Source organism: Pantoea anthophila (genome assembly GCF_006494375.1).
GTDB classification, from domain to species: domain Bacteria; phylum Pseudomonadota; class Gammaproteobacteria; order Enterobacterales; family Enterobacteriaceae; genus Pantoea; species Pantoea anthophila.
The window spans coordinates 1-19,377 of sequence record NZ_VHIZ01000011.1 but is presented as its reverse complement, the minus strand read 5'-3'; the positions used below and the strand labels follow the sequence as shown (position 1 = coordinate 19,377).

Sequence of the window (19,377 nt, the reverse complement as noted above, 5' to 3'; positions counted from 1 at the left end):
GATGCCAGCATTCCGGTTTTCAGGACAAACTTGAGTCTGATAGCTAAAAATATTTATGATGTTATAGCTTTATCACCAAGGTTATTTATTTTTAATGATGAAATTATACTACAACCTTTATTTCCAACAGAAACCTTCCGTTTGGGAATAAGATCCAGATGAAATATAATCTGAAAATAAACCTCAGACGGTTGGCTGGGGCTGATTTTGCAGTTAGTTACTTTTAAGTCGCCAGCTGGATGATCAACTGCCCCAGACTGGTGATCACTTCGATCTTCTGCCCGGTCGTAAAATCCAGCGTCTCCAGCCAGCGGCTGTTGAAGGTGAGCTGTGCCAGTGGGTTCGACTGGACCTCATCAGGCCGGTATCCTGCACCCGGCCCGCGCCTGAATCCTGGCGCTCGCAGAGTTCTTTCCACTCTGTTTTATCGGTCACGGTTGTTACCTACAGAGTGCTATCCCGCAGCACCAGCCGGATCGGCGTGTCGGTAGAAATTCGAGCGTGGCCAGCTGGCCACCCGTGATAGATAGTTCCGGATCGGGTGCAGCACTTCAGCTGAGCACCAGCGCGGTGACGGCGAAGGTACAGAACCTGTCGGGAGGAAACGTGGCGCAGTTGATTAGCGGCGCGTCGGCACCTTATCTTGCGGAAAAAATAGAGGCTCTGATAACGGACGCGAACGGTAAGGTGAATACCGAAGCAGACCTGATGGCGCACGCAGTGCTGGGCGCGGAAATCTCGTATGCGGCGGGCTACGTAGCGCAGTCCAGAGCATCGGGCGCGGTGATGGGCGAGTACATCGCGCAGCAGCTGTATGCGGGCGTTAAGTGTGACGACCTGAGAGAAGAGCAGTGGTAAACGATCAGTGCGCTGGCAGCGTAATGAGTGACATCACTACAGATATTGTTGCGGAGAACTACCGGAAAAAATGCTGTTGGGAGTAATGCTTTGAGGGGCAAGACCGGACATGATGAAAATGAGCGGAAAGAGGAGCGTGGGGATTATTCATTAAAAAACATACCGATAAATCCGATGGCTCCGGGGATTTTTAACGCGTATGGAGAAGCTCAGATAAAGGAAATGTCTAAAACTTCAGTGCCAAAGATACCGCTAAAAAGGGAAGGTTAAATGATTACTGAGAATGAGCTCAATGAATTTGAGGAAGCGATATTAACTGGGGTTACCGTTGGAGTAGGGTCATTGATTTTGCTGTTCTCATCAGGAACACGCATACTGATCCAGTGTCCCTTTAGATGTGAGGAAAAAAACGCTTTTCATATAGGGCATGGAGAGGATATATCAACAAGTAATCTCCTGTTTTTATATCTTAATCAGAGGGTTGAGTTGTGCTCTTTGCTAAATGGTGAAATTTTAAAATTATTCTTTGGCAACGAGAAAAATATGTATATCGTTCCTGAAAACAACGGCTTTGAATCTTATGTAATTACTACAAGCCAGGGTGATTATCCTGTAATCGCTTACTGATTAAAATCCCGGCTATCAAACCGTGATTTTAATTTTATCAGCCATTTACCCTTAAGTCGCCAGCCGGATGATCAACTGTCCTGGCCCGGTAATCACTTCAATCCTCTGTCCTGTCGTAAAACCCAGCACCTCCAGCCAGCGGCGGTTAAAGGTGAGCTGTGGCAGCAGGTCCGGCTGGCCCTCATTCGGCTGGTATCCCACTTTGTAATAATGCGTCTGTGATTTGCTGTCGGCGGTTGTAGATGACTAATGATACGTGTCAGTCATAATAAACTCCTCAGCAATAGGTTATGAGCAGCAGGATCGGGTGTCCGGGCTTACTGCCCGGCAAAGGGAAATCTAAGAAGAGTAGCGTTAAAACAGCAGCAGCAGCGGTGGTGGTGTGGGCATCAGTATTGGTGCCGGACAGGGTAGTGCGGACATCAGCATGTTTGGCAGCGTTTATGGTATTAAAGGCAAAGAGAACGGCAACGGCACGCGATGGACTGAGACCACACTGGACAGTGGCGGCAGACTCAGCCTCACCAGCGGGCGGGACACCACACTGGATGGCGCACAGGTCATCGCAAACGCAGGCCGCGATTTAACCCTGACCAGCCAGCAGGACAGCGATCGTTACGATTCAAAACAGACCAGCTATGGCGCGGGCGGCAGGACTGGCGGGCGGCATGGCGGGCAACAGCAGTGCTGCGGCGACGAGCGGCGCGATTACTGGGAAGAATGCGGTTGAGAATAATGCGGTGTCAGGCATAGACGGATTTGGTAGTGGTTTCTGGGATAATAAGCAAGCCCAGGGATCACTGGTAAATAACACCAATCTTGTAGATGAAACTGGCAAAGTCCTGAATCCGGCAACACCAGAAGAAATTAAGTATGCCTCTGATAAACTGGTCTCAGGAGATTTACCTGCCGGACAGAATCCGGCAACCGGTTTATTAACGGCGTGGGGTTCTGGTGCTACTGCTGTTGTGGCACTAGTTCTGTTGCCATCTGGTGCAACAGCAGGAAGTATCATTAGGGCAGGTGTTATTGGGGGTTCCGCAAATATCCTCAATCAGCTTCAGAGTGACGACCCATTTAGTGCCACCGATGCGCTTATTGCTACGGGCGTCAGTGGATTAACACAGGGCAAAGGGTTCTGGCTCACTGAAGTAGCAGGTATAACTGGTGCTTATGCAGGGGCTAAGTTGCAAGTAAAAGAGGAACTTCAAATTGTTGCTGGGGCTGCTTTTGGTACGGGGGTGGTGCTGCAGGAGGCAGAGCAGTAAAGATAGGTAATAAATATTTACCTTTAATTTCAGAAAAAGCAGCTGGTTTGGCTGGCGCTGTAATTGGTTCCGGAGCTTCAGAGGTCGCTGGCTCTGAACTTCAAAAACAGTTGGAGAATAAATAATGAAAAACATTATCCTAGTCATAAGGCTAATCTTTTTTTTCTTTCTTATAACCACATTAACTCTATTTTTTGTTAGGTTAGGTATGGCATCTTTTTTTATGATAAAAAATGGAGTCTTTGTTTATGAATGGCGAGAAAATATATTCGATTCGATACAAAGAGGTGCGGTTATTGGTTTGGTTTTAGGTGTTGGTATTATGTTTTTATCGAGATTAAAATGAAAGTAAGTTGAGAATAACTCTCTCGCCGATATCGCGCAGGCGCAGTCTGAAGGTAAAACGCTTGAGCAGAAGGCCGGTAAGCAGGTTGAAGCCGAAAACGAGCGCTATAAGAAGGCCAACTGCGGCGGCATGAGCGCCGAAACCTGCTCGGTGAAGATGTATCAAGAGCGGCGTGAAGCGCTGAAAGATATGGCGTCAGCGAGTGCAGAGTTTGGCAGCGACTTTAGATGTTGGCAGGTTGCAGGCTGATTATGATAACCGTACCAGTGAGTTGCTGGAAAAAGCCCGAGCTGATGGCGGTCTGAGTCCGGCAGAACAGAACGAGCTTTCCATCCTTCAGGTAACGACGCTCCAGCTTGAGGCGGACAGAAATGCAGCGATTCATAATGCGTTGATGTCCGATGATTCGGAAGAGGCGAAGCAGCTAGCTATAAACTCTCTGGTTCAGGCGGTTGGAACAAGTGCAGCGGGTATTGCGGCAGGAGTTGGGAAAAATAAGCCTAACACTGGAGAAAGTGCAGTCAAAAATGGAGTGAAAAACGCATCTGAGACGCAAACTAGTGTTGATAGTAAATTAACTAATTATCTGTTAGCAAAAGATCATCCTGTTGGCGGAAGCAAAGCTGAATGGTTTGATAAAGCCCTCGGTTTTAACCAAGGGAATTCAAGCGATCTCGCGAAACAAATTGTCTTTGAACCAAGCAAAGCGGTGAAAACAGCAGAAACGCAGCACGGTGTTAAATATGACCAGGTAATATCTATCACTGGTGCTAATGGAAGAACAATAGATGTGAAATTCGGTTGGATTAAGAATAATGATGGTATCGTTAGACTTGTGACAGCTATTCCGGCCAAGAAATAACAGGTGCTAAAATTATGATTAAAGAATATGACGTTGTTAAGTCTACAAAAGTGTTATCTGACTCAATAGCCGCAGGATGTAAGGGTGCTGTTGTCATGGTACATACAGAACCTACATTAGGCTATGAAGTAGAATTTGTTGATGATAATGGTGAGACGTTAGATGTTTTGACTGTTTATCCAGATGACATTCGACTATTGAACTAATATTACGCTCCAACAAATGAAATCCCGGCCTTAGTGCCGGGATTTTACTTTGTGGACCAGTAGGTTATCCTTCATTCGTCAGCCGGATGATCAACTGTCCCGTCCTTGTGATCACCTCGATCTTCTGCCCGGTCGTAAATCTCAGCGCTTCCAGCCAGCGTCCGTTGATTGTCAACTGTGGCAGCGGGTTCGGCTGGCCTTTATCAGGCCGTATCCCACGTTGTAATAATGCGCCCGTGAACTGCTGTCGGCAGTTTTGGGCATGCATATCTCTGATTATGATGCGTGTCAGCCTTAATTAGTTCCTAAACTAAATATTATTATGTGCCTGACCAAAAGGTAGGAAAAAGCAGTATCATTCATTCAGGTGGGTAGTAAAATAATTTATAGATTTCGTCTGGCAGAGAGTGAAGGATAAGATAAAAATTTTTTTATAAAAGTAAATGAATGCCTTTCATTAACCTTTAGCAGGGTTTTTCAGTAATTGTCTTAATTCATCCTGACTCATTTAAAAGATAAAAGCCTCATACTTTCGCAACAGGCTTTTATCTTCCTTTTATCTCATCCTCAATGCATCAACTGGCTAATCACGCCGGTCACATCGAATTTTTTATTAACGACACCTTCCGCTGAAGCCTTGTCCACCAGCTGTGGCAGATATTTGACCAGCAGATTCAGTGCATCATCGGTGTTGATACCCAGGCGTGAAGCGAGCTGTTCAATCGCTTCTGAGTTAATCATCTTCTGCACCATATCACGGCTCAGGGCAACATTCTGCTCATTGCCGAGCCAGGAGTTCACTACCTCACTGTACTCACCACTCTGAAGATGGTTCACAATCGCGTGTAAACCGCCTTGCTGCTCAACCCACTCCAGTACACCTTTCACTTCCTGACTGGTCTGATTATTCAGGCCGCACATGGCCAGCACCTGGTCCAGTAAAACCATTCTGTTATTCCCCAATTTAAAAGATATCAAGACTGCCTGCAGGCTCTGATTTTATGAATGACGAACAGCACGATAACCGATCCCGCTGTCGCAATAGCAATGCTGAAAATATTGAAACCGCTGACCTTGCCAAAGCCCAGAAAGGTGCTGACTAACCCGCCAGTCAACGCACCCACAATACCGAGTATCATCGTCATGAAAATACCCATATGTTCCTTACCCGGCATAATACATCTGGCGATGATGCCAGCCAGCAACCCAAATACTACCCATGACAAGAGACCCATATCCTGCATCCTTTATTTTTTATTAATCATATTGGTGTTTAACCGTGGTTTAATTCGTCAATTAAAAGCGGGTGTATCGTACGCCGCCTGCCTTTTATCTGGCAATGGTGTTTTCTTAATTAAATTAAACGTATCGGAAACGACGGGAGAAGAATTATGAGCATTCTGGATAGTATTAAAAATATAGGTGAGGAGTTGTTAAATACCGATAATAAGAATGTTGAAAATAAGCCTGATATCACCGCAGCAGGCAAGCGCACCTACACGGTAAAATCCGGTGACACGCTCAGCGCCATTGCAAAAGCATTCTACAGCGATGCCTCTCATTATATGAAAATCTTCGAGGCCAACAAAAATATTCTCAGCAGTCCGGATAACATCGTGCCAGGTCAGGTGTTGATTATTCCGGAATAATCAGCAGCCAGCAGTTCACAGAGCGTGGCCTGCTGGTATTTATTTGCCGCTTACAGTGATAAAGGATTTCTGACAGGGCAGAGAGCATTTACGGTGTTCTGGTTTAGTCAGCGTTGCGAGAGAACAGGGCTGTTGAAGTGAACAAAGAGTGGGGCATCTGAAAAGCAAAAAAGCAGCTATCCGGGGATAGCTGCTTTTTCTAATCTGGCTCCTCTGACTGGACTCGAACCAGTGACATACGGATTAACAGTCCGCCGTTCTACCGACTGAACTACAGAGGAATCGTTGGAACGAGGCGAATATTAACGGGGTCGCCCCGAGGTGTCAACAGCAAAAAATACATTATCATTCAACTGGCTAGGATTAACACAAAGCGATCGCGATTTAAGCAATTTGTACGCTGTCAGTGGCGATTCGGCTCAGGGGATCCTGCTGATAGAACTGACGCAGATGCTGATACATGGCCGGAAAGCGCTCAGCCAGCAGAACCGGAGCGGTAAAAAAGTATTCGGAGAGTACGGCGAAGCACTCAGCCGGATCGCTGGCGGCGTAGGGATCGATAGTCGCCGCCTGTTCTCCGACCAGCTCGACTTCACTCTCTATCTCCGCCATCGCAGCATGTAAATCTTTTTCCCATTGCGCCACGTCGCGCAGCGGGATCACCGGCACGCCGCTGGTGTAGCCACTGCCGCGCGCATCAAGTTTGTGGGCGACTTCATGGATCACCAGATTGAAACCAGAGAGATCGAAAGAGTCCTGAATATCGAGCCAGTTAAGCACCACCGGCCCCTGCGTCCAGCTCTGACCGGCGTGAACGGCAGGCGCACTGTGAACCAGCCCATCCTCATCCTGCCACTGATCGTCCACCTTAAACGGCTCTGGATAGATCAGCACATCATGAAAACCGTCCAGCCATTCCAGACCCAGTTTCAGCACCGGCAGAGAGAAGAGCAGGGCGATGCGCACGCTGCGCAGTTCATCCAGCGCTGTTCCTTCCAGCGGCACCAGCTTCTTCTGTTGCAGGAAGCGTTGCGCCAGCACTGTAAGCGCCTGCTGTTCGTCTTCACTGAGCAGGCTGAAGATAGGCTGGGCCAGCCCCTGCTGCCAGGGCAGCGCAGCCAGAAGGGTGTCGTTTTGCGTTTTCCAGGGCCATTTAAACATCGCAACTCCTGCACAGAACCGGACTCTTTCGCTATCCTGACGCGCCAGATATAAAAATGCCAGCATCGAATGCTGGCACCTTTGATCCGGCTGCAGGCCTGAGGGCTGTCTATTCAACCCGTTAGCGCGGCCGTTGTCTGTGATACAGCCCGCAAAGCGCAGGGCTGAAGGGCTAGTTGCGACCCACCCGCTGAAACTCAATCACCCAGACCCAGGGATTCACTTCCCAGCTGGTCGCGCCATACTGTTTTTGCCAGGCTTTGCGATAGGCCTCTTTCGGCGACTCTGAGTTCACGTTCATGGTGAAGAAGTTATTGAGGAAGTGCGAATCGGTCTGTACGCCCTCCGCCATAATGTCATCTTCGCTGATATCCTGAATCTTCTCAGCGCGAACGCCGGTGATCTCCAGATTGATGCGGCTGGCCCAGCGCGGCATGTGGATGGCGGTCTGCCAGCCAAACTCTTCTGCTTCCGGGGTGCTCATCGCGTGCTGGCCCAGCTCATTGCTGTCGGCGCGGTACTGACAATATTCCGGCAGGCGGAACGGCGTCGGGTCACGCTCATATTCGGCCAGATCGTTCTCCGGCACCATCGGACCGCGCCAGGTTTCACGTACCCACAGCAGATCACCCGGTTTACCATAAGGACAGTGATAGCTGATGTCGCTCATCGACATCAGTTTATAGCCGTGCAGATGATTCGCACTGACATCAAAAGCGTGTACGCCTTCATGATGATCCTGACCCGGACCAAAAGCCTGAGTTTTCATAATGCGCCGGGTTTGCGTTTGCTGGCCAACCAACAGGGCACGGACACGCTGTTCGGAAAAAAGAATCGGCCGTTCTTTCATGGAATACCTCTTGTTATTAGTAAAACCCGGTTACTGCTGTATACGTCCATTTGCTTCACATCTCATAACTATCATAAAAGCTTTAAATCATTTTGCTTAATAATTTGTCGCCTGACAGTCACTTTAAAATTGTCACAGAGGTAGTCAGTATTCCGTAAAATGCAAAAAGTGCACCAGAGCTTATCATGCAACCTTCGCCAGACGACGAATAGCCGGGATACAGTACGTTATAACGGTAAAAATGGGAACCTTTTCAGTTTTTTTCCCCTGTCAGCGGCCACACTTTTACAAATAATCACGTGACAAAAGCCTCTTCCGTACCCTCTGGCAAGGCTATCCTGTTCAGATTAAACATTACCCCCGTTAAACTAATCGTCTTAGCCACAATTTATTAAGGAAAGGCTGAAAACCGATGAAATTGCGGTTATTGTCTGACAGAGATGCTATACAGATGATCCAGATCTCATTTTTCTGCCGGAAATTGCTGGCAGCCCCGCTCTTATCAACCGCTCTGTAAAAAAAATGTCATTAGCCAGTCGCTATGATGGCCTGACGTTCGCGCACCGATCACGACAGAGAATCAGCTGTCGACCACCACAGGGAGATAGACTATGTCACTTACACTCTGGCAATCCCGTTATGAAAGCTGGTTTCAGGCGAACTGGATCCATGACGACGGCGCGCACGATATCGCCCATCTGCGCCGTGTCTGGATGAGCGCACAGCGTATCCTGAACGGTACTCCTGCTGATCCGCTGGTGGTGCTCACCGCCTGCTATTTTCACGATGTGGTCAATCTGCCGAAGAATCATCCGGAACGTCATCTGGCCTCCACCTATGCCGCCACGGAAACCCAGCGCATTCTGCAGCAGGATTTCCTCGATTTCCCGGCTGAAAAGATAGAGGCGGTAATGCACGCTGTGAAAACTCACAGTTTCAGCGCCGGTATCCCGCCTCAGACGCTGGAAGCGAAAATCGTTCAGGATGCTGACCGGCTGGAATCGCTGGGCGCCATCGGTCTGGCACGGGTTTTCTATACCGCCGGGGCCCTGAACCGTCCGCTGTTCGACAGTCAGGACCCGCTGGCAAAAGATCGCGAACTGAATGATGCGCTGTGGACGCTGGATCATTTCCAGAAAAAGCTGTTGCGTCTGCCGGAAACGATGCACACGGAAGCGGGGCGGATGCTGGCTGAACATAACGCAGATTTCCTGGTGCGCTACATGGCGAAACTCTATGCAGAGCTTCAGGGTAATCTGGTGGGAATGGACGAGGCCGTACTGCGGGATTTCACGCCGCTGCGCAGTGAATATTAAATTTTTATGACAGTATGTTAATCGAAACGGTCATCCGGTAGCGTGTCAGCAATAACAAAAAAGGAGCTGCCTGATGACCGAAACTGTTAATTTAACGATTAAAATTGATCCTGAATTAAAAGAAACGATTAAACAGCTGGCGCTGGAAAACCAGATTTCCATGAGTCAGGAGATTGTGCAGCGGTTGCAGGCCAGTCTGGAAACGCATCCGCATCCGGCGATTGATAATCAGGACATTACTGAAGCGGCGGCGGAAGCCTCAGCCGCTTCTGATGCCCAGGCCGATGGATTAAGCGCCAGCGAACTGAAACAGATACGGTTGCTGCTGAAAAAGCAGAGCAAGAAGAAGAAATAAACATGAAACCCGTCGCCAGACGGGTTTTTCTTTTCAGGAATCAGGATTTCAGCTGACGGATATGGGGCAGCAGCAGCTGCGCCACCGCGGCGAACACCGGGACCACCACCGAGTTACCAAACTGCTTGTAAGCCTGCGTGTCTGAGACCGGGATGCGGAACGGCTCGTGGCCCGGTACATCAAAGCCCATCAGCCGCGCACATTCGCGTGGTGACAAACGGCGCGGTCTGCGCGCCATGTTTGCGGCATCGTGAAACTCCGCTTCCCCCAGTGCGCTGTCCCAGCCGCGGTCAATCAGGATCTCCGAGCCATCTTTATAGTAGCGCGCCGACAGGGTGCGCACGCAGCAGTGCGGATTACGCGGATCGTTGAGGCCAAAGCCAAAGCCATTGCCTTTCGCTTTATGCTTTTTCGCATACTGATAGAGATAGCGCCAGAGCACCGGCGAGAGGATATATTTGTCATCCGGGTCGCTCTCCAGCAGGCTCTGCAGCGCAGGGACCTGAGCCGGGAAGAAGCGGCGGATATCGCGCAGGGTGAAATCCTGTTTTTTCAGGTCACGGCGGATCCCGACCAGCACAATCCGTTCGCGATGCTGCGGCAGGAAATGACGCGCATCGATCACTTTGGCATCCGGGCTGGTGTCACCGGCATCCGCGACGTCATAGCCCAGTTCATCCAGCGTCTCCATGATAATGGCGAAGGTGCGGCCCTTATCGTGGCTCTTGAGATTCTTCACGTTCTCCAGCACGAAGAAGGGCGGTTTCTTCGCGGCAAGGATGCGCGCCACGTCGAAAAACAGCGTCCCCTGCACCTGGCATTCAAACCCGTGTGCGCGGCCCAGCGCATTCTTTTTGCTGACACCCGCCAGTGAGAAGGGCTGGCAGGGAAAGCCTGCCAGCAGCACCTGATGATCGGGGATGGCAGCATCGATAGCGCGATAGATCGCCTCATCGTCGCTCAGGCCCGCTGGCTGTGTGACCTCACGGATATCGGTATTGAAGTGATGCTCCAGCGGATCGCTGTAGTGGTTAGCTTTGTAAGTGCGAACCGCCTCTTTGTTCCATTCACTGGTGAAGACACACTTGCCGCCTATCGCCTCAAATCCCTTGCGAATGCCGCCAATCCCGGCAAAGAGATCGATAAAGCGAAATTCAGGATTATCATAATGGGCGGGCCGGGCCGGCAGCAGGTCCTGCAGCAGAAGCTGTTCGGCTTCACTCAGCGGCGGCACGGCGCATTTGCCCTGGCGGATCCGGTTCAGGAGCGCAGGGCTCCAGCGGGAGAAACCCGCCTGCTGCAGGCGGGCCGTAAGATCACGAACCGAATAGATTGCCAGGACCTGCTGTAAGCGATCGGACGCTTCAGGAAGTGAATGTGCAGCAGAAAGTGGTTCAGCGAGGGCGGCGGGATGCATGCGTTTTTCCTTAACAGTGAGGCGCCTATGCTATCACTCCTGAGGCAGTGAGGAAATTGCCCCGATGTGCCCTGAGCCGGCGCGCCGGAATCGTCTGTTTTTGCGGCGCACGTTGTGAAGGTTCGGTTGCCAGCTTTCGCTTTTCGTGGCGCAGACTAAAGTTGAAGAACCAGCAAAAAAGGAGAGGCTATGGCTGATGTTCACTCCAGCGAAACACGCAGCAAAAATATGCGTGCCATTCGCGCTCAGGATACGGCCATTGAGCAACGTATTGCGCTGTTGCTGAAAGACCGCGGATTCAGCTTTCGCGTGCAGGATAAAAATCTGCCGGGACGGCCCGATTTTGTTCTCAACGACCAGCAGGCGATTATTTTTGTTCATGGCTGCTTCTGGCATCGCCATCACTGCTACCTGTTTAAACTGCCGGCCACCCGCACAGAGTTCTGGACGGGCAAGATTAACAGCAATGTTGAACGTGACCGGCGCTATGTGCAGCAGCTGCAGGCGAGTGGCTGGAAAGTGTTGATCATCTGGGAGTGCGCGCTACGCGGCAAACTGCGGCTGGCGGATCAGGATCTGCTGGAGCGGCTGGAGGAGTGGCTGCTGGTCATGCCGGAGAGTGCCGAAATCGATCATCAGGGCATTCATCATTACAACGCTGATTGCTAATCAGAGTCATAATTGATTAGATCGGCCTTTTCTCCGTGGCCAGGAAGGAGCCTGAGATGAGCAGCATAAAACTGACGGTAAAACGCCTTTACCAGCTTCGCGACGAGCGGATGGTGAATACCCGCGCCACTGCGCGGGTCTACAGCGGCGACAGGCTGATTGCCACGGAGGAGATCACCGGCATGACCGAAAGCCCGGTCAGCAAATACCTGCATGCTGAAGGAACAGCAGGCGAGACGATTCGGGTGGAGTGGGAATGTGAGGGCATCGCCGACATGACCGTAACGGAAATTGAGCGCTGCCCATGTTGTCAACATAACGAACCAGACTAAGGATACAATTTTGGCGGGAACCAGTTTACTGACTTTACTTGATGATATTGCAACACTTCTGGACGATATTTCCGTCATGGGGAAAGTGGCGGCGAAAAAAACGGCCGGCGTGCTGGGCGACGATCTGTCACTGAATGCCCAGCAGGTCACCGGCGTGAAAGCCAACCGGGAGCTGCCGGTGGTGTGGGGCGTGGCGAAAGGATCGTTTCTGAACAAACTGATCCTGGTGCCGCTGGCGCTGGTTATCTCTGCGTTTGCGCCCTGGCTGATTACGCCGCTGCTGATGCTGGGCGGGGCCTATCTCTGCTATGAAGGGGTCGAGAAGGTGATGCACAGCCTGCAGCATGACAAGCAGAGCAAATCGCCGGAGGCGCGCCAGCAGCGACTTGATTCACTGGCGAAGCAGAATGCAGCAGAGTTTGAGAAAAAGAAAATCAAAGGCGCAGTGCGCACCGATTTTATTCTGTCGGCCGAAATCGTTGCCATTACCTTAGGCATCGTTTCCGAATCACCGCTGCTCAATCAGGTGATTATCCTGGCAGGCATCGCCATTCTGGTGACCATTGGCGTCTACGGCATCGTGGCGGCCATTGTAAAAATTGATGATCTGGGCTTCTGGCTGCGGGAGAAATCGTCGCGCGTTGCGCAGGGCATCGGCAGCGTGCTGCTAGCGGCGGCGCCCTGGCTGATGAAGATCCTTTCGGTCGTGGGCACCATCGCCATGTTCCTGGTGGGCGGCGGCATTGTGGTGCATGGCATTACGCCGCTGCATCACCTGATTGAAGAGGTCAGCGCTGGCTTCAGCGGCTGGATTGCGACGCTGCTCAGCAATGGCGCGAACCTGGTGCTCGGTTTTATCATTGGGTCGATCGTGCTGTTAGTGGTCAACCTTATTGCCAGAGTGCGTGGAAAATCGGTATAAAGCGCACTGCGATTTACGGTCAGGAGAATGACGATGAACGACGATATGTTTGAATTTGATATTGACGCACAGCTTGAGCAGGCGGAAGCGAAAGCAGAGAAAAAAGCCAGCGAAGTGCCGGACGATCTCGGTGATGAAGCCGATTGCGAAGGCTGTAAAATCTGACGTCAGCGTCGGTGCCTCATCAAAGCGGATAATATTTTTTATCCGCTTTTTTTATTTTCAATATATCCATCTGCTTAATTCCGAATTTGCCCTTTTTATGCGTGCCTTAACAGGCAGGAACCGCATTCACCTGCTATAAAGAAAATAATCACTCAGGTTAATAAAAAGGAGCGCAGCATGGTTTTCGCAATCAGTGAAGAGGTTCAGCACAAGGAAGAAGGGCACACCATGGTGGTGACCGGCTACGCCAGTGGCATGGTCGAGTGTCGCTGGTATGACGGCTATGCGGTGCGCCGTGAAGCCTTTCGCAGCGATGAACTCTGCGCGCTGAATCCTGAGCAGCAGCTGGCGAGCTGAATCGCAGGCGGGTAGCGCGCCGCGAAGAACAGGCCTGTGCCTGAAAGGCCTGCCACTCCGCAGGCCTCTTCTTCTATCCTGAAGCTTTATTGAGGCTCTGCACCTCCACCGTCTGAACGCGGACACACTCCCTGTGCCTCTCCTGCTCAGACGTTGCCGTCGTTATCCTCCTCTACCGCCTGATAGATACGCTGCAGAACGTCAGGAAACGCTGACTGGACGCGGCTCCAGCTCGGAATAAAGGGCTTGTCGTTGGGACGCTCGATAAACGCCTGACCCGCCTCCAGAATCGACTGGGTAAACATCTCGACCGCCGCCTCTTCCACATGCTGATCGAACTTAAGGCCATTCATGACCGCTTCGTGGTTGTAGGTCTCCATCATATCCAGCGCATTACGGTAGTAGGTCGCTTTCAGCACCCGGAATGAGTCGCTGGTGAGCGGAACGCCCATGGTGGCCAGCTTACGCAGCAGTGACTGAACAATGTCGCTGCTCATTCGCTTCAGGCCGCCTGTGCCATCATCCTCGGCCAGCGGCTGATGTTTATGGTCATAGTTATCGGCGATCTCGACCTGACACGACTGGCGGGTAGTGTAGTTACGGTAAATCTCCGACAGCACGCCGATCTCCAGTCCCCAGTCGCCAGGAATTTTAATGCCGTTGAGGACATGGGTGCGCATGGCAAACTCGCCGGAGAGCGGATAGCGGAAGCTCGACAGGTAATCGAGATACTCTGAGTGGCCATAGACTTTCTGCAGCGAGCGCAGCAGCGGCCCGACCAGCAGGCGGCCCACGCGGCCATTCAGCTTGCCGTCGGCCACGCGCGCATAGAAGCCCTTACAGAACTCATACTGAAACGCCGGGTTCGCCAGCGGGTAGAGCAGACGTGCCAGCATGCCGCGCTCATAGGTGACGATATCGCAGTCATGCAGGGCCACACAGCTGGTGCGGTCGGAGGCCAGCGTGTAGCCGGTACAGAACCAGACGTTGCGTCCCTTACCCGGATTGGTGGGGGAGAGCCCCTCTTTATCCAGCTCCGCATCGATCGCCTTCAGGCGCGGGCCATCGTTCCACAGGATACGGTGGCGCTGCGGCAGCCGGGAGAAGAAGTCGCGGGCAAACAGGAACTGGTCGCGGTCGGCCCGATCCAGCCCGATCACAATTTCATCCAGGTAGGGCACCTTCGCCAGCTCATCGACGATATTGGTCAGTGCCGGACCTTCAAGTTCGGAAAACAGCGACGGCAGGATCAGCCCCATTTTGCGTTTGCGGGCAAAGCGAACCATCTCTTTTTCCAGCGACTCCACGCTGCGGTGGGTGAGGTTATGGAAGTTGGTGATTACGCCATTCTGATAAAAGTCACTCATCGCTTCATCCTTTTCATGCCCGTGGGCAGCTCATTGAGGTTGAGTCAAAAAATAGTCGAGCCCTTCACGCCAGCCTTCAGGGCCGTGGTGAGCGGTGTGATAAACCTGCTGCTGATCGGTGCGGCTGAGGGTCACCGGCGTTTTACTGTAGCCTTTGATGACGACCGCATAATCCACCGCATCCAGCATCGGGGCGTCGTTTGGCCCATCCCCCAGTCCGATAGTGACGCGTGACTCGCCGGGAGAGTGTGCCAGCAGCCAGCGCAGGGCTTCGCCTTTGCCACTGCCTGCCGGCATCACATGCCAGAAACGGCCGCCCTGAGTGAGCGCCAGCCCTTCTGCATGCAGTGCCTCATGAAACCGGTCAAAGGCCTCATCGCTGTCGCGCCAGACCACCACTTCTGACGCATCCCGCTGACGGGAGAGGGCCGCATCCGCTTCACTCAGACCGGTCATGGCGGCCACCTCCGGATCGGAGAAGTCGTGAAATCCGGTGAAGCGGAAGTGGCTTTTCAGTCCAGCCAGACGCTCACAGAGCGCCTCATAGCTGAGGGCGCTATCAGGCAGACGAATCCGTTGCTGATCCAGGGTCTGCACCACGGCACCGTTTTCCGCAATAAAGGGGGAACCGGCGATGCCGAGCTTTTTCTGCAGCGGGACAATTTCAGCTGCGGTCTTGCTGGAGCAGATGACCAGCGGCACCGCATGCTCCCGGAGTGTGGTCAGCCATTCCGTAGCCGCATCCCAGCGATAGCTGTGATGGTCGAGCAGTGAACCATCCAAATCGGTAATTACCATTAAGGGGTGCTGAAGATCGGGCATGAACAGGCTCCTTTCATCACGTTCGCCGCTAAAGCAGCGATTTTTCAATATTATAGTTGAATATGGCGCACACTTTTTTTCCTGCCACACCGGCCAGAAATCCAGGATTATTCTTAAAAACAGGCCCGCAGGAAAGTGGGGGATGCAGGAATTGTGCAGGGCTAAGTGACTGTGCAGCGCGGTGTTTTTAACCTGTATCGCGTCAGCGTGAGTGGGGCGGTTGCAGAAACGTGCATATCTGATACTTGTTCAGTTCGGGCAATCAGGTATTCTGCAACGGTGTTAAGAATTCCCTGGTGTAACGAATTGAATTTTTACCCGGCTTCCATGCCGGGTATTTTTTTGAAATCGATTTCAGCGGTTAGCTTCACAGGCGCGACAGTCACTGATGTCGATCTCAAACGCCTCCCCCAGTTCGGCGCCGGAACGAAAAACCTGACCATCAATCTCGCGTCGTGGCGACGGTCCTGCTTCCATAGCGTCCCGTATCTCACCCGACGTTCTGGCCTGAATCGCCGCCAGTAATCCTTCCATATCTACTCTGAGTTCGGCTGGCTGCGCCGCGCTGTCGTGCTTTTCCTCTGTCATTTTCAGACTCCTGAGAGCAAACAGAACTGTAAGTATAGAAGGCGGCAGAGAAAGGCGAGGAAGGGTTAATCGCAGATCAAAAAAAGCCCGCAGAGTGCGGGCAAAATCCTTGTTATTGCAGGAATGCTGCGCTGCCGGGGGGGCGATGCAGCAGGGAGAGTGTAACGGTCAGGCGCGTAAGAAATCCTGCCGTGCACTGTTAAAGAATCGAAAAAGGGCATCCTTACTCAGATTTACCTGACTTTTCCTGTTAACAGAGCAGATTCAGCTATAGTTGAGAATAAAGCTGAATTTTTTCAATACCTAAAGGAATGGTTATGGACCTCTTAAGAATTATTATTGCTATCCTGCTGCCGCCACTGGGCGTGTTCATGCAGGTCGGGTTTGGCGGCGCGTTCTGGCTGAATATCCTGCTGACCCTCTGTGGCTACATCCCCGGCATTATCCATGCCGTATGGGTCATTGCCCGCCGCTAACGCGCTGCATCCCTCAGGTTCTTCGGTTAGACTGTACGCAGTAAATCATCAGGAGAACCGACATGAAGGTAAATGACCGCGTCAGCGTCAGAACGGATGGCGGCCCGCGTCGCGTGGGCACCATTCTGGCGATGGAGCCGTTCAACGAGGGCACAATGTTTCTGGTTGCGCTCGAAGATTATCCGCTGGGTATCTGGTTTTTTAATGAGACGCATCAGCCGGATGGGATCTTCGTTGAGCCTTACCACGACGCCTGAGCCTGACGCGCGTAAAAAAGCCGCCTTTCCGGCTCCCGGAGGCGGCTTTTTGCATAGAAGGGCCCTGAGCGCTGTCGCCCGCGACCCTGCTTAATGACTCAGAAGGTTTCCCAGTTTTCGTTGTTGCCAGCCAGTGCCGGGCGGGGCGCGACGGCTACCGTTTTAACCGGCGCAGCCGGACGGGAAGCCATCGCAGTGGCCGCCGGTGAAGCCTGCAGGCGGAAGGCGGCGACGGCCTGGGTCAGTTTACCCGCCTGATCCTCCAGTGACGCGGCGGCGGCTGTCGCTTCTTCCACCAGCGAGGCGTTCTGCTGAGTGACGTTATCCATCTCGGTCACCGCCTGGCTGACCTGCTGAATCCCGCGGCTCTGCTCATCGGAGGCGGCCGCAATCTCTGACATAATATCGGTCACCCGACGCACCGCCTCGACAATCTCACCCATCGTATTCCCGGCTGCGCCCACCTGCTGTGAACCGTCATTAATCAGTGCGACCGACTCGGCAATCAGGGACTCAATCTCTTTTGCCGCCTGCGCACTGCGCTGGGCCAGATTCCGCACTTCGCTGGCGACCACCGCAAAGCCGCGCCCCTGCTCACCGGCACGCGCCGCCTCGACGGCCGCGTTCAGCGCCAGGATGTTAGTCTGAAACGCAATGCTGTTGATGACGTTAGTGATCTCCGCAATCTTCTTCGAACTGCCGGAAATATTGGTCATGGTTTTCACCACACCGCTGACCAGCTCGCCGCCGCTGCGGGCCTTGCCGGAGGCATCGGCAGCCAGCTGACTGGCGTGATGCGCGTTCTCCGCATTCTGCTTCACGGTGGCGGTAAGCTCTTCCATGCTGGCCGCGGTCTGTTCCAGCGCGGCGGCCTGCTGCTCGGTGCGGGAAGAGAGGTCGGTGTTACCGGCGGAGATTTCGCTGGACCCCTGATAAATGGCGACAGCGCCTTCTCGCACCGTTCCGACCGTGGTGACCAGTGCCTGCTGCATCAGTTGCAGGTTATGGATCAGCGTACCGATTTCACTGCGCCCACAGGGCAGGGGAGCGGAGGTCAGATCGCCCTGCGCGATGCGTTCGATGCGTTCCACTGACTGCCGTAAAGGATTGATCACAATCCGCCGCAGGAAGACAAAGGTCAGCAGAACCAGTACCAGTGCGGCCACAAACGCGACGCCCATCGCAATAAAACCGATGCGTGACTGCGCATCGGCTTCAGCGGTAATGGCATTCGCCCGGTCGGTCCGGATTTTAATCGCCTTCAGCAGCACCTGATTATATTCATCATCCAGCTTGCGGGTGACATCCGTCTCCTGAGCAATGATCCCCTCAAAGCTGCCCTGCTTACCGGCATTGATCATCGGCAGCAGGCCTTTAGTAATGTAGTTATTGAAGCGTGCCTGCAGCGTGGCATCGAGTTCGGTATCAGAGGGCGACTTCACCTTACGCGCTTCATAGACCGCAAAGCCCTCTTTGGCCTGCTGGATACGTTTTTCGGCTGCCGCGACGTTCGCGCGAAACTCATCCATTTCGCCAATGCGGGCGGCCGCACCGGCCTGAATAATCGTCAGGCGTGCCGTACGCAGATGGTTTGAACTGTTGGCGAGCCCCATACGAACCTGAATTTCGTCGGTGGCATCATCGAGGGAGTGATTGCTTAAGGTAAGAAAGTAACTGGCGACGCCAATACAGAGTGCAAACAGCAGCAGAATGCCGCCGAAGATGAGGCTAAACAGCGGTACCAGGCGGAGATTCTGCCAGATGCCCGCGCTTTTTTGTCCATCATTATCTAATGCAGTGTTCATATCCTTGCTCTCTCAGGGCTGTTGTTATAAGGCTTAGCATCGGCAAATGAGAGTAAAGGCTTAAGGGTAAGAGTGAGACGTGGCTCCCAGTTCTGAGCAAAAAAAAACCGGCCCATCGGAGCCGGTTTTTCTGGTTTAACGATCAGCGGATATTAACGTAAATACCCGAGGTCACATTATCGGTTAAACGCACCACATGATAAATCACCTGTTTATTATGGGTTTTGATTTTGCGTTTAATATTACCTTTGTGTGACGATACCGTTTTGGCCTTAATTTGCATTTTATCTGAGATCTGAATGGTGTCATGACCTGACATCCACATTTTCAGCATGTTTGACTCGGTCTGGCTCAGCGTCAGCGGGTGAACATCCATGCCCGAAGAGATGCGCGCAGACTGGTTGAGTTTCTTCTGCAAATAGGTACTGAGTAAGGAATCCAGGGTCGACGTTTTCATCGATTTTGATGTAATAATCAGGTTCTTACGAACGTAGAGATATTCCTCAAAATGGATATTGCTAATCGCCATAAAGATAAAGAAGAGTGTATCAGGATGCTGCGTAATAATGCTGCGGATACGCTCACTGGAATCGGATTCATGAATGAAACAATCTTCATTAATAAATACGACACCAGGATTTAATTGCTCACATTTCTGCTGTAGTTGCTCAATGTCGGAGACAGAAGAGATATTTTTCTTCT

28 protein-coding genes, 1 tRNA gene and 2 pseudogenes are annotated in these 19,377 nt (G+C 52.2%); 17 read left to right on the top strand and 14 right to left on the bottom strand.

The window, feature by feature from the left end; all coding sequences use genetic code 11:
- On the top strand, positions 1-162 hold a 162-nt coding region (locus FJW00_RS22785; RefSeq protein WP_444939628.1), incomplete at its 5' end, for a CDI toxin immunity protein.
- Between the two features lie 61 nt (positions 163-223).
- Here FJW00_RS22785 and FJW00_RS01385 read toward each other — a convergent pair.
- Positions 224-418 carry a SymE family type I addiction module toxin gene (locus FJW00_RS01385; protein ID WP_140922904.1) on the bottom strand — a complete coding sequence of 65 codons (195 nt, stop codon included), beginning with the start codon at positions 416-418 and terminating at the stop codon, positions 224-226.
- 101 nt (positions 419-519) lie between these two features.
- Between FJW00_RS01385 and FJW00_RS01380 the strand changes: the two genes are divergently transcribed.
- Together FJW00_RS01380 and FJW00_RS01375 are read left to right on the top strand one after the other, a co-directional pair.
- Positions 520-858, top strand: coding sequence for a hypothetical protein (locus tag FJW00_RS01380; protein ID WP_140922902.1), 339 nt, complete (start codon positions 520-522; stop codon positions 856-858).
- A gap of 270 nt (positions 859-1,128) precedes the next feature.
- A complete protein-coding gene (locus tag FJW00_RS01375; RefSeq protein WP_140922900.1) occupies positions 1,129-1,485 on the top strand; it encodes a hypothetical protein in 357 nt (118 codons plus the stop codon).
- A gap of 51 nt (positions 1,486-1,536) precedes the next feature.
- On the opposite strand, the gene FJW00_RS01370 is transcribed toward FJW00_RS01375, so the two are convergent.
- Positions 1,537-1,686 (bottom strand): SymE family type I addiction module toxin, encoded by a 150-nt coding sequence (locus FJW00_RS01370; protein WP_072052725.1) that lies wholly within the window; start codon positions 1,684-1,686, stop codon positions 1,537-1,539.
- 160 nt (positions 1,687-1,846) lie between these two features.
- Here FJW00_RS01370 and FJW00_RS01365 point away from each other — a divergent pair.
- From FJW00_RS01365 to FJW00_RS01345, 4 genes and pseudogenes are all read left to right on the top strand, one after another.
- A pseudogene (locus FJW00_RS01365) lies at positions 1,847-2,137 on the top strand (hemagglutinin repeat-containing protein); the annotation flags it as partial.
- A 16-nt stretch (positions 2,138-2,153) separates the two neighbouring features.
- The gene (locus FJW00_RS01360; RefSeq protein WP_258317003.1) at positions 2,154-2,753 is read left to right on the top strand and encodes a hypothetical protein; all 600 of its coding nucleotides are present in this window, start codon (positions 2,154-2,156) and stop codon (positions 2,751-2,753) included.
- A 548-nt stretch (positions 2,754-3,301) separates the two neighbouring features.
- Entirely contained in the window at positions 3,302-3,961 is a 660-nt protein-coding gene (locus FJW00_RS01350) for a DUF6883 domain-containing protein (protein ID WP_140922896.1), read from the top strand.
- A gap of 14 nt (positions 3,962-3,975) precedes the next feature.
- A complete protein-coding gene (locus FJW00_RS01345; RefSeq protein ID WP_140028914.1) occupies positions 3,976-4,167 on the top strand; it encodes a DUF4926 domain-containing protein in 192 nt (63 codons plus the stop codon).
- A gap of 64 nt (positions 4,168-4,231) precedes the next feature.
- Here FJW00_RS01345 and FJW00_RS01340 read toward each other — a convergent pair whose 3' ends face one another.
- The 3 genes from FJW00_RS01340 to FJW00_RS01330 form a co-directional block, all read right to left on the bottom strand.
- Positions 4,232-4,435, bottom strand: a complete 204-nt coding sequence (locus FJW00_RS01340) for a SymE family type I addiction module toxin (RefSeq protein ID WP_258317002.1) — start codon at positions 4,433-4,435, stop codon at positions 4,232-4,234.
- 299 nt (positions 4,436-4,734) lie between these two features.
- Positions 4,735-5,115: a YidB family protein gene (locus FJW00_RS01335; RefSeq protein ID WP_140028913.1), complete on the bottom strand. Its 381-nt coding sequence runs from the start codon at positions 5,113-5,115 to the stop codon at positions 4,735-4,737.
- Positions 5,116-5,141: 26 nt separating this feature from the next.
- The gene (locus tag FJW00_RS01330) at positions 5,142-5,402 is read right to left on the bottom strand and encodes a GlsB/YeaQ/YmgE family stress response membrane protein (RefSeq protein WP_046102093.1); all 261 of its coding nucleotides are present in this window, start codon (positions 5,400-5,402) and stop codon (positions 5,142-5,144) included.
- A gap of 252 nt (positions 5,403-5,654) precedes the next feature.
- On the opposite strand from FJW00_RS01330, the pseudogene FJW00_RS22480 reads away from it, so the two are divergent.
- Positions 5,655-5,816, top strand: a pseudogene (locus FJW00_RS22480) (LysM peptidoglycan-binding domain-containing protein); the annotation flags it as partial.
- Positions 5,817-6,021: 205 nt separating this feature from the next.
- Here the strand turns inward: FJW00_RS22480 and FJW00_RS01320 are convergent.
- The 3 genes from FJW00_RS01320 to FJW00_RS01310 form a co-directional block, all read right to left on the bottom strand.
- A tRNA-Asn gene (locus tag FJW00_RS01320) sits at positions 6,022-6,097 on the bottom strand.
- A 103-nt stretch (positions 6,098-6,200) separates the two neighbouring features.
- A complete protein-coding gene (gene mtfA / locus FJW00_RS01315; protein WP_181405332.1) occupies positions 6,201-6,977 on the bottom strand; it encodes a DgsA anti-repressor MtfA in 777 nt (258 codons plus the stop codon).
- 172 nt (positions 6,978-7,149) lie between these two features.
- A complete protein-coding gene (locus tag FJW00_RS01310; RefSeq protein ID WP_009089519.1) occupies positions 7,150-7,827 on the bottom strand; it encodes an ASCH domain-containing protein in 678 nt (225 codons plus the stop codon).
- Positions 7,828-8,438: 611 nt separating this feature from the next.
- On the opposite strand from FJW00_RS01310, the gene FJW00_RS01305 reads away from it, so the two are divergent.
- Positions 8,439-9,143: a phosphohydrolase gene (locus tag FJW00_RS01305; protein WP_111208699.1), complete on the top strand. Its 705-nt coding sequence runs from the start codon at positions 8,439-8,441 to the stop codon at positions 9,141-9,143.
- Positions 9,144-9,216: 73 nt separating this feature from the next.
- Positions 9,217-9,498 carry an Arc family DNA-binding protein gene (locus FJW00_RS01300; protein ID WP_046102088.1) on the top strand — a complete coding sequence of 94 codons (282 nt, stop codon included), beginning with the start codon at positions 9,217-9,219 and terminating at the stop codon, positions 9,496-9,498.
- A gap of 40 nt (positions 9,499-9,538) precedes the next feature.
- Here the strand turns inward: FJW00_RS01300 and dcm are convergent, their stop codons facing one another.
- Complete coding sequence (gene dcm, locus FJW00_RS01295) at positions 9,539-10,915, bottom strand: DNA (cytosine-5-)-methyltransferase (protein ID WP_140922892.1); 1,377 nt, start codon at positions 10,913-10,915, stop codon at positions 9,539-9,541.
- Between the two features lie 189 nt (positions 10,916-11,104).
- On the opposite strand from dcm, the gene FJW00_RS01290 reads away from it, so the two are divergent.
- From FJW00_RS01290 to FJW00_RS01275, 5 genes are all read left to right on the top strand, one after another.
- Positions 11,105-11,584 carry a very short patch repair endonuclease gene (locus tag FJW00_RS01290; protein WP_009089525.1) on the top strand — a complete coding sequence of 160 codons (480 nt, stop codon included), beginning with the start codon at positions 11,105-11,107 and terminating at the stop codon, positions 11,582-11,584.
- Positions 11,585-11,640: 56 nt separating this feature from the next.
- On the top strand, positions 11,641-11,916 hold the full coding sequence (locus tag FJW00_RS01285) for a hypothetical protein (protein ID WP_009089527.1): 276 nt from the start codon (positions 11,641-11,643) through the stop codon (positions 11,914-11,916).
- A 10-nt stretch (positions 11,917-11,926) separates the two neighbouring features.
- Complete coding sequence (locus tag FJW00_RS01280) at positions 11,927-12,838, top strand: DUF808 domain-containing protein (protein ID WP_009089528.1); 912 nt, start codon at positions 11,927-11,929, stop codon at positions 12,836-12,838.
- A gap of 33 nt (positions 12,839-12,871) precedes the next feature.
- Complete coding sequence (locus FJW00_RS22475) at positions 12,872-13,003, top strand: hypothetical protein (protein WP_003854444.1); 132 nt, start codon at positions 12,872-12,874, stop codon at positions 13,001-13,003.
- A gap of 177 nt (positions 13,004-13,180) precedes the next feature.
- Positions 13,181-13,360 (top strand): YodC family protein, encoded by a 180-nt coding sequence (locus tag FJW00_RS01275; RefSeq protein WP_009089530.1) that lies wholly within the window; start codon positions 13,181-13,183, stop codon positions 13,358-13,360.
- A gap of 146 nt (positions 13,361-13,506) precedes the next feature.
- Here FJW00_RS01275 and FJW00_RS01270 read toward each other — a convergent pair whose 3' ends face one another.
- From FJW00_RS01270 to FJW00_RS01260, 3 genes are all read right to left on the bottom strand, one after another.
- Positions 13,507-14,727 carry a glycosyltransferase family protein gene (locus FJW00_RS01270; protein ID WP_009089531.1) on the bottom strand — a complete coding sequence of 407 codons (1,221 nt, stop codon included), beginning with the start codon at positions 14,725-14,727 and terminating at the stop codon, positions 13,507-13,509.
- Positions 14,728-14,757: 30 nt separating this feature from the next.
- The gene (locus FJW00_RS01265; RefSeq protein ID WP_009089533.1) at positions 14,758-15,549 is read right to left on the bottom strand and encodes a mannosyl-3-phosphoglycerate phosphatase-related protein; all 792 of its coding nucleotides are present in this window, start codon (positions 15,547-15,549) and stop codon (positions 14,758-14,760) included.
- A gap of 354 nt (positions 15,550-15,903) precedes the next feature.
- On the bottom strand, positions 15,904-16,137 hold the full coding sequence (locus tag FJW00_RS01260; protein ID WP_009089534.1) for a DUF2525 domain-containing protein: 234 nt from the start codon (positions 16,135-16,137) through the stop codon (positions 15,904-15,906).
- Between the two features lie 317 nt (positions 16,138-16,454).
- Here FJW00_RS01260 and FJW00_RS01255 point away from each other — a divergent pair, with 317 nt between their 5' ends.
- Positions 16,455-16,613: a YqaE/Pmp3 family membrane protein gene (locus FJW00_RS01255; RefSeq protein ID WP_009089537.1), complete on the top strand. Its 159-nt coding sequence runs from the start codon at positions 16,455-16,457 to the stop codon at positions 16,611-16,613.
- Between the two features lie 62 nt (positions 16,614-16,675).
- Positions 16,676-16,870 carry a protein DsrB gene (dsrB, locus tag FJW00_RS01250; RefSeq protein WP_009089538.1) on the top strand — a complete coding sequence of 65 codons (195 nt, stop codon included), beginning with the start codon at positions 16,676-16,678 and terminating at the stop codon, positions 16,868-16,870.
- A 98-nt stretch (positions 16,871-16,968) separates the two neighbouring features.
- On the opposite strand, the gene FJW00_RS01245 is transcribed toward dsrB, so the two are convergent.
- Both FJW00_RS01245 and rcsA read right to left on the bottom strand, forming a co-directional pair.
- The gene (locus tag FJW00_RS01245) at positions 16,969-18,675 is read right to left on the bottom strand and encodes a methyl-accepting chemotaxis protein (RefSeq protein ID WP_140922890.1); all 1,707 of its coding nucleotides are present in this window, start codon (positions 18,673-18,675) and stop codon (positions 16,969-16,971) included.
- A gap of 142 nt (positions 18,676-18,817) precedes the next feature.
- Positions 18,818-19,377, bottom strand: a 560-nt coding sequence (gene rcsA / locus FJW00_RS01240) for a transcriptional regulator RcsA (protein WP_140922888.1), incomplete at its 5' end; no start/stop codon positions are given.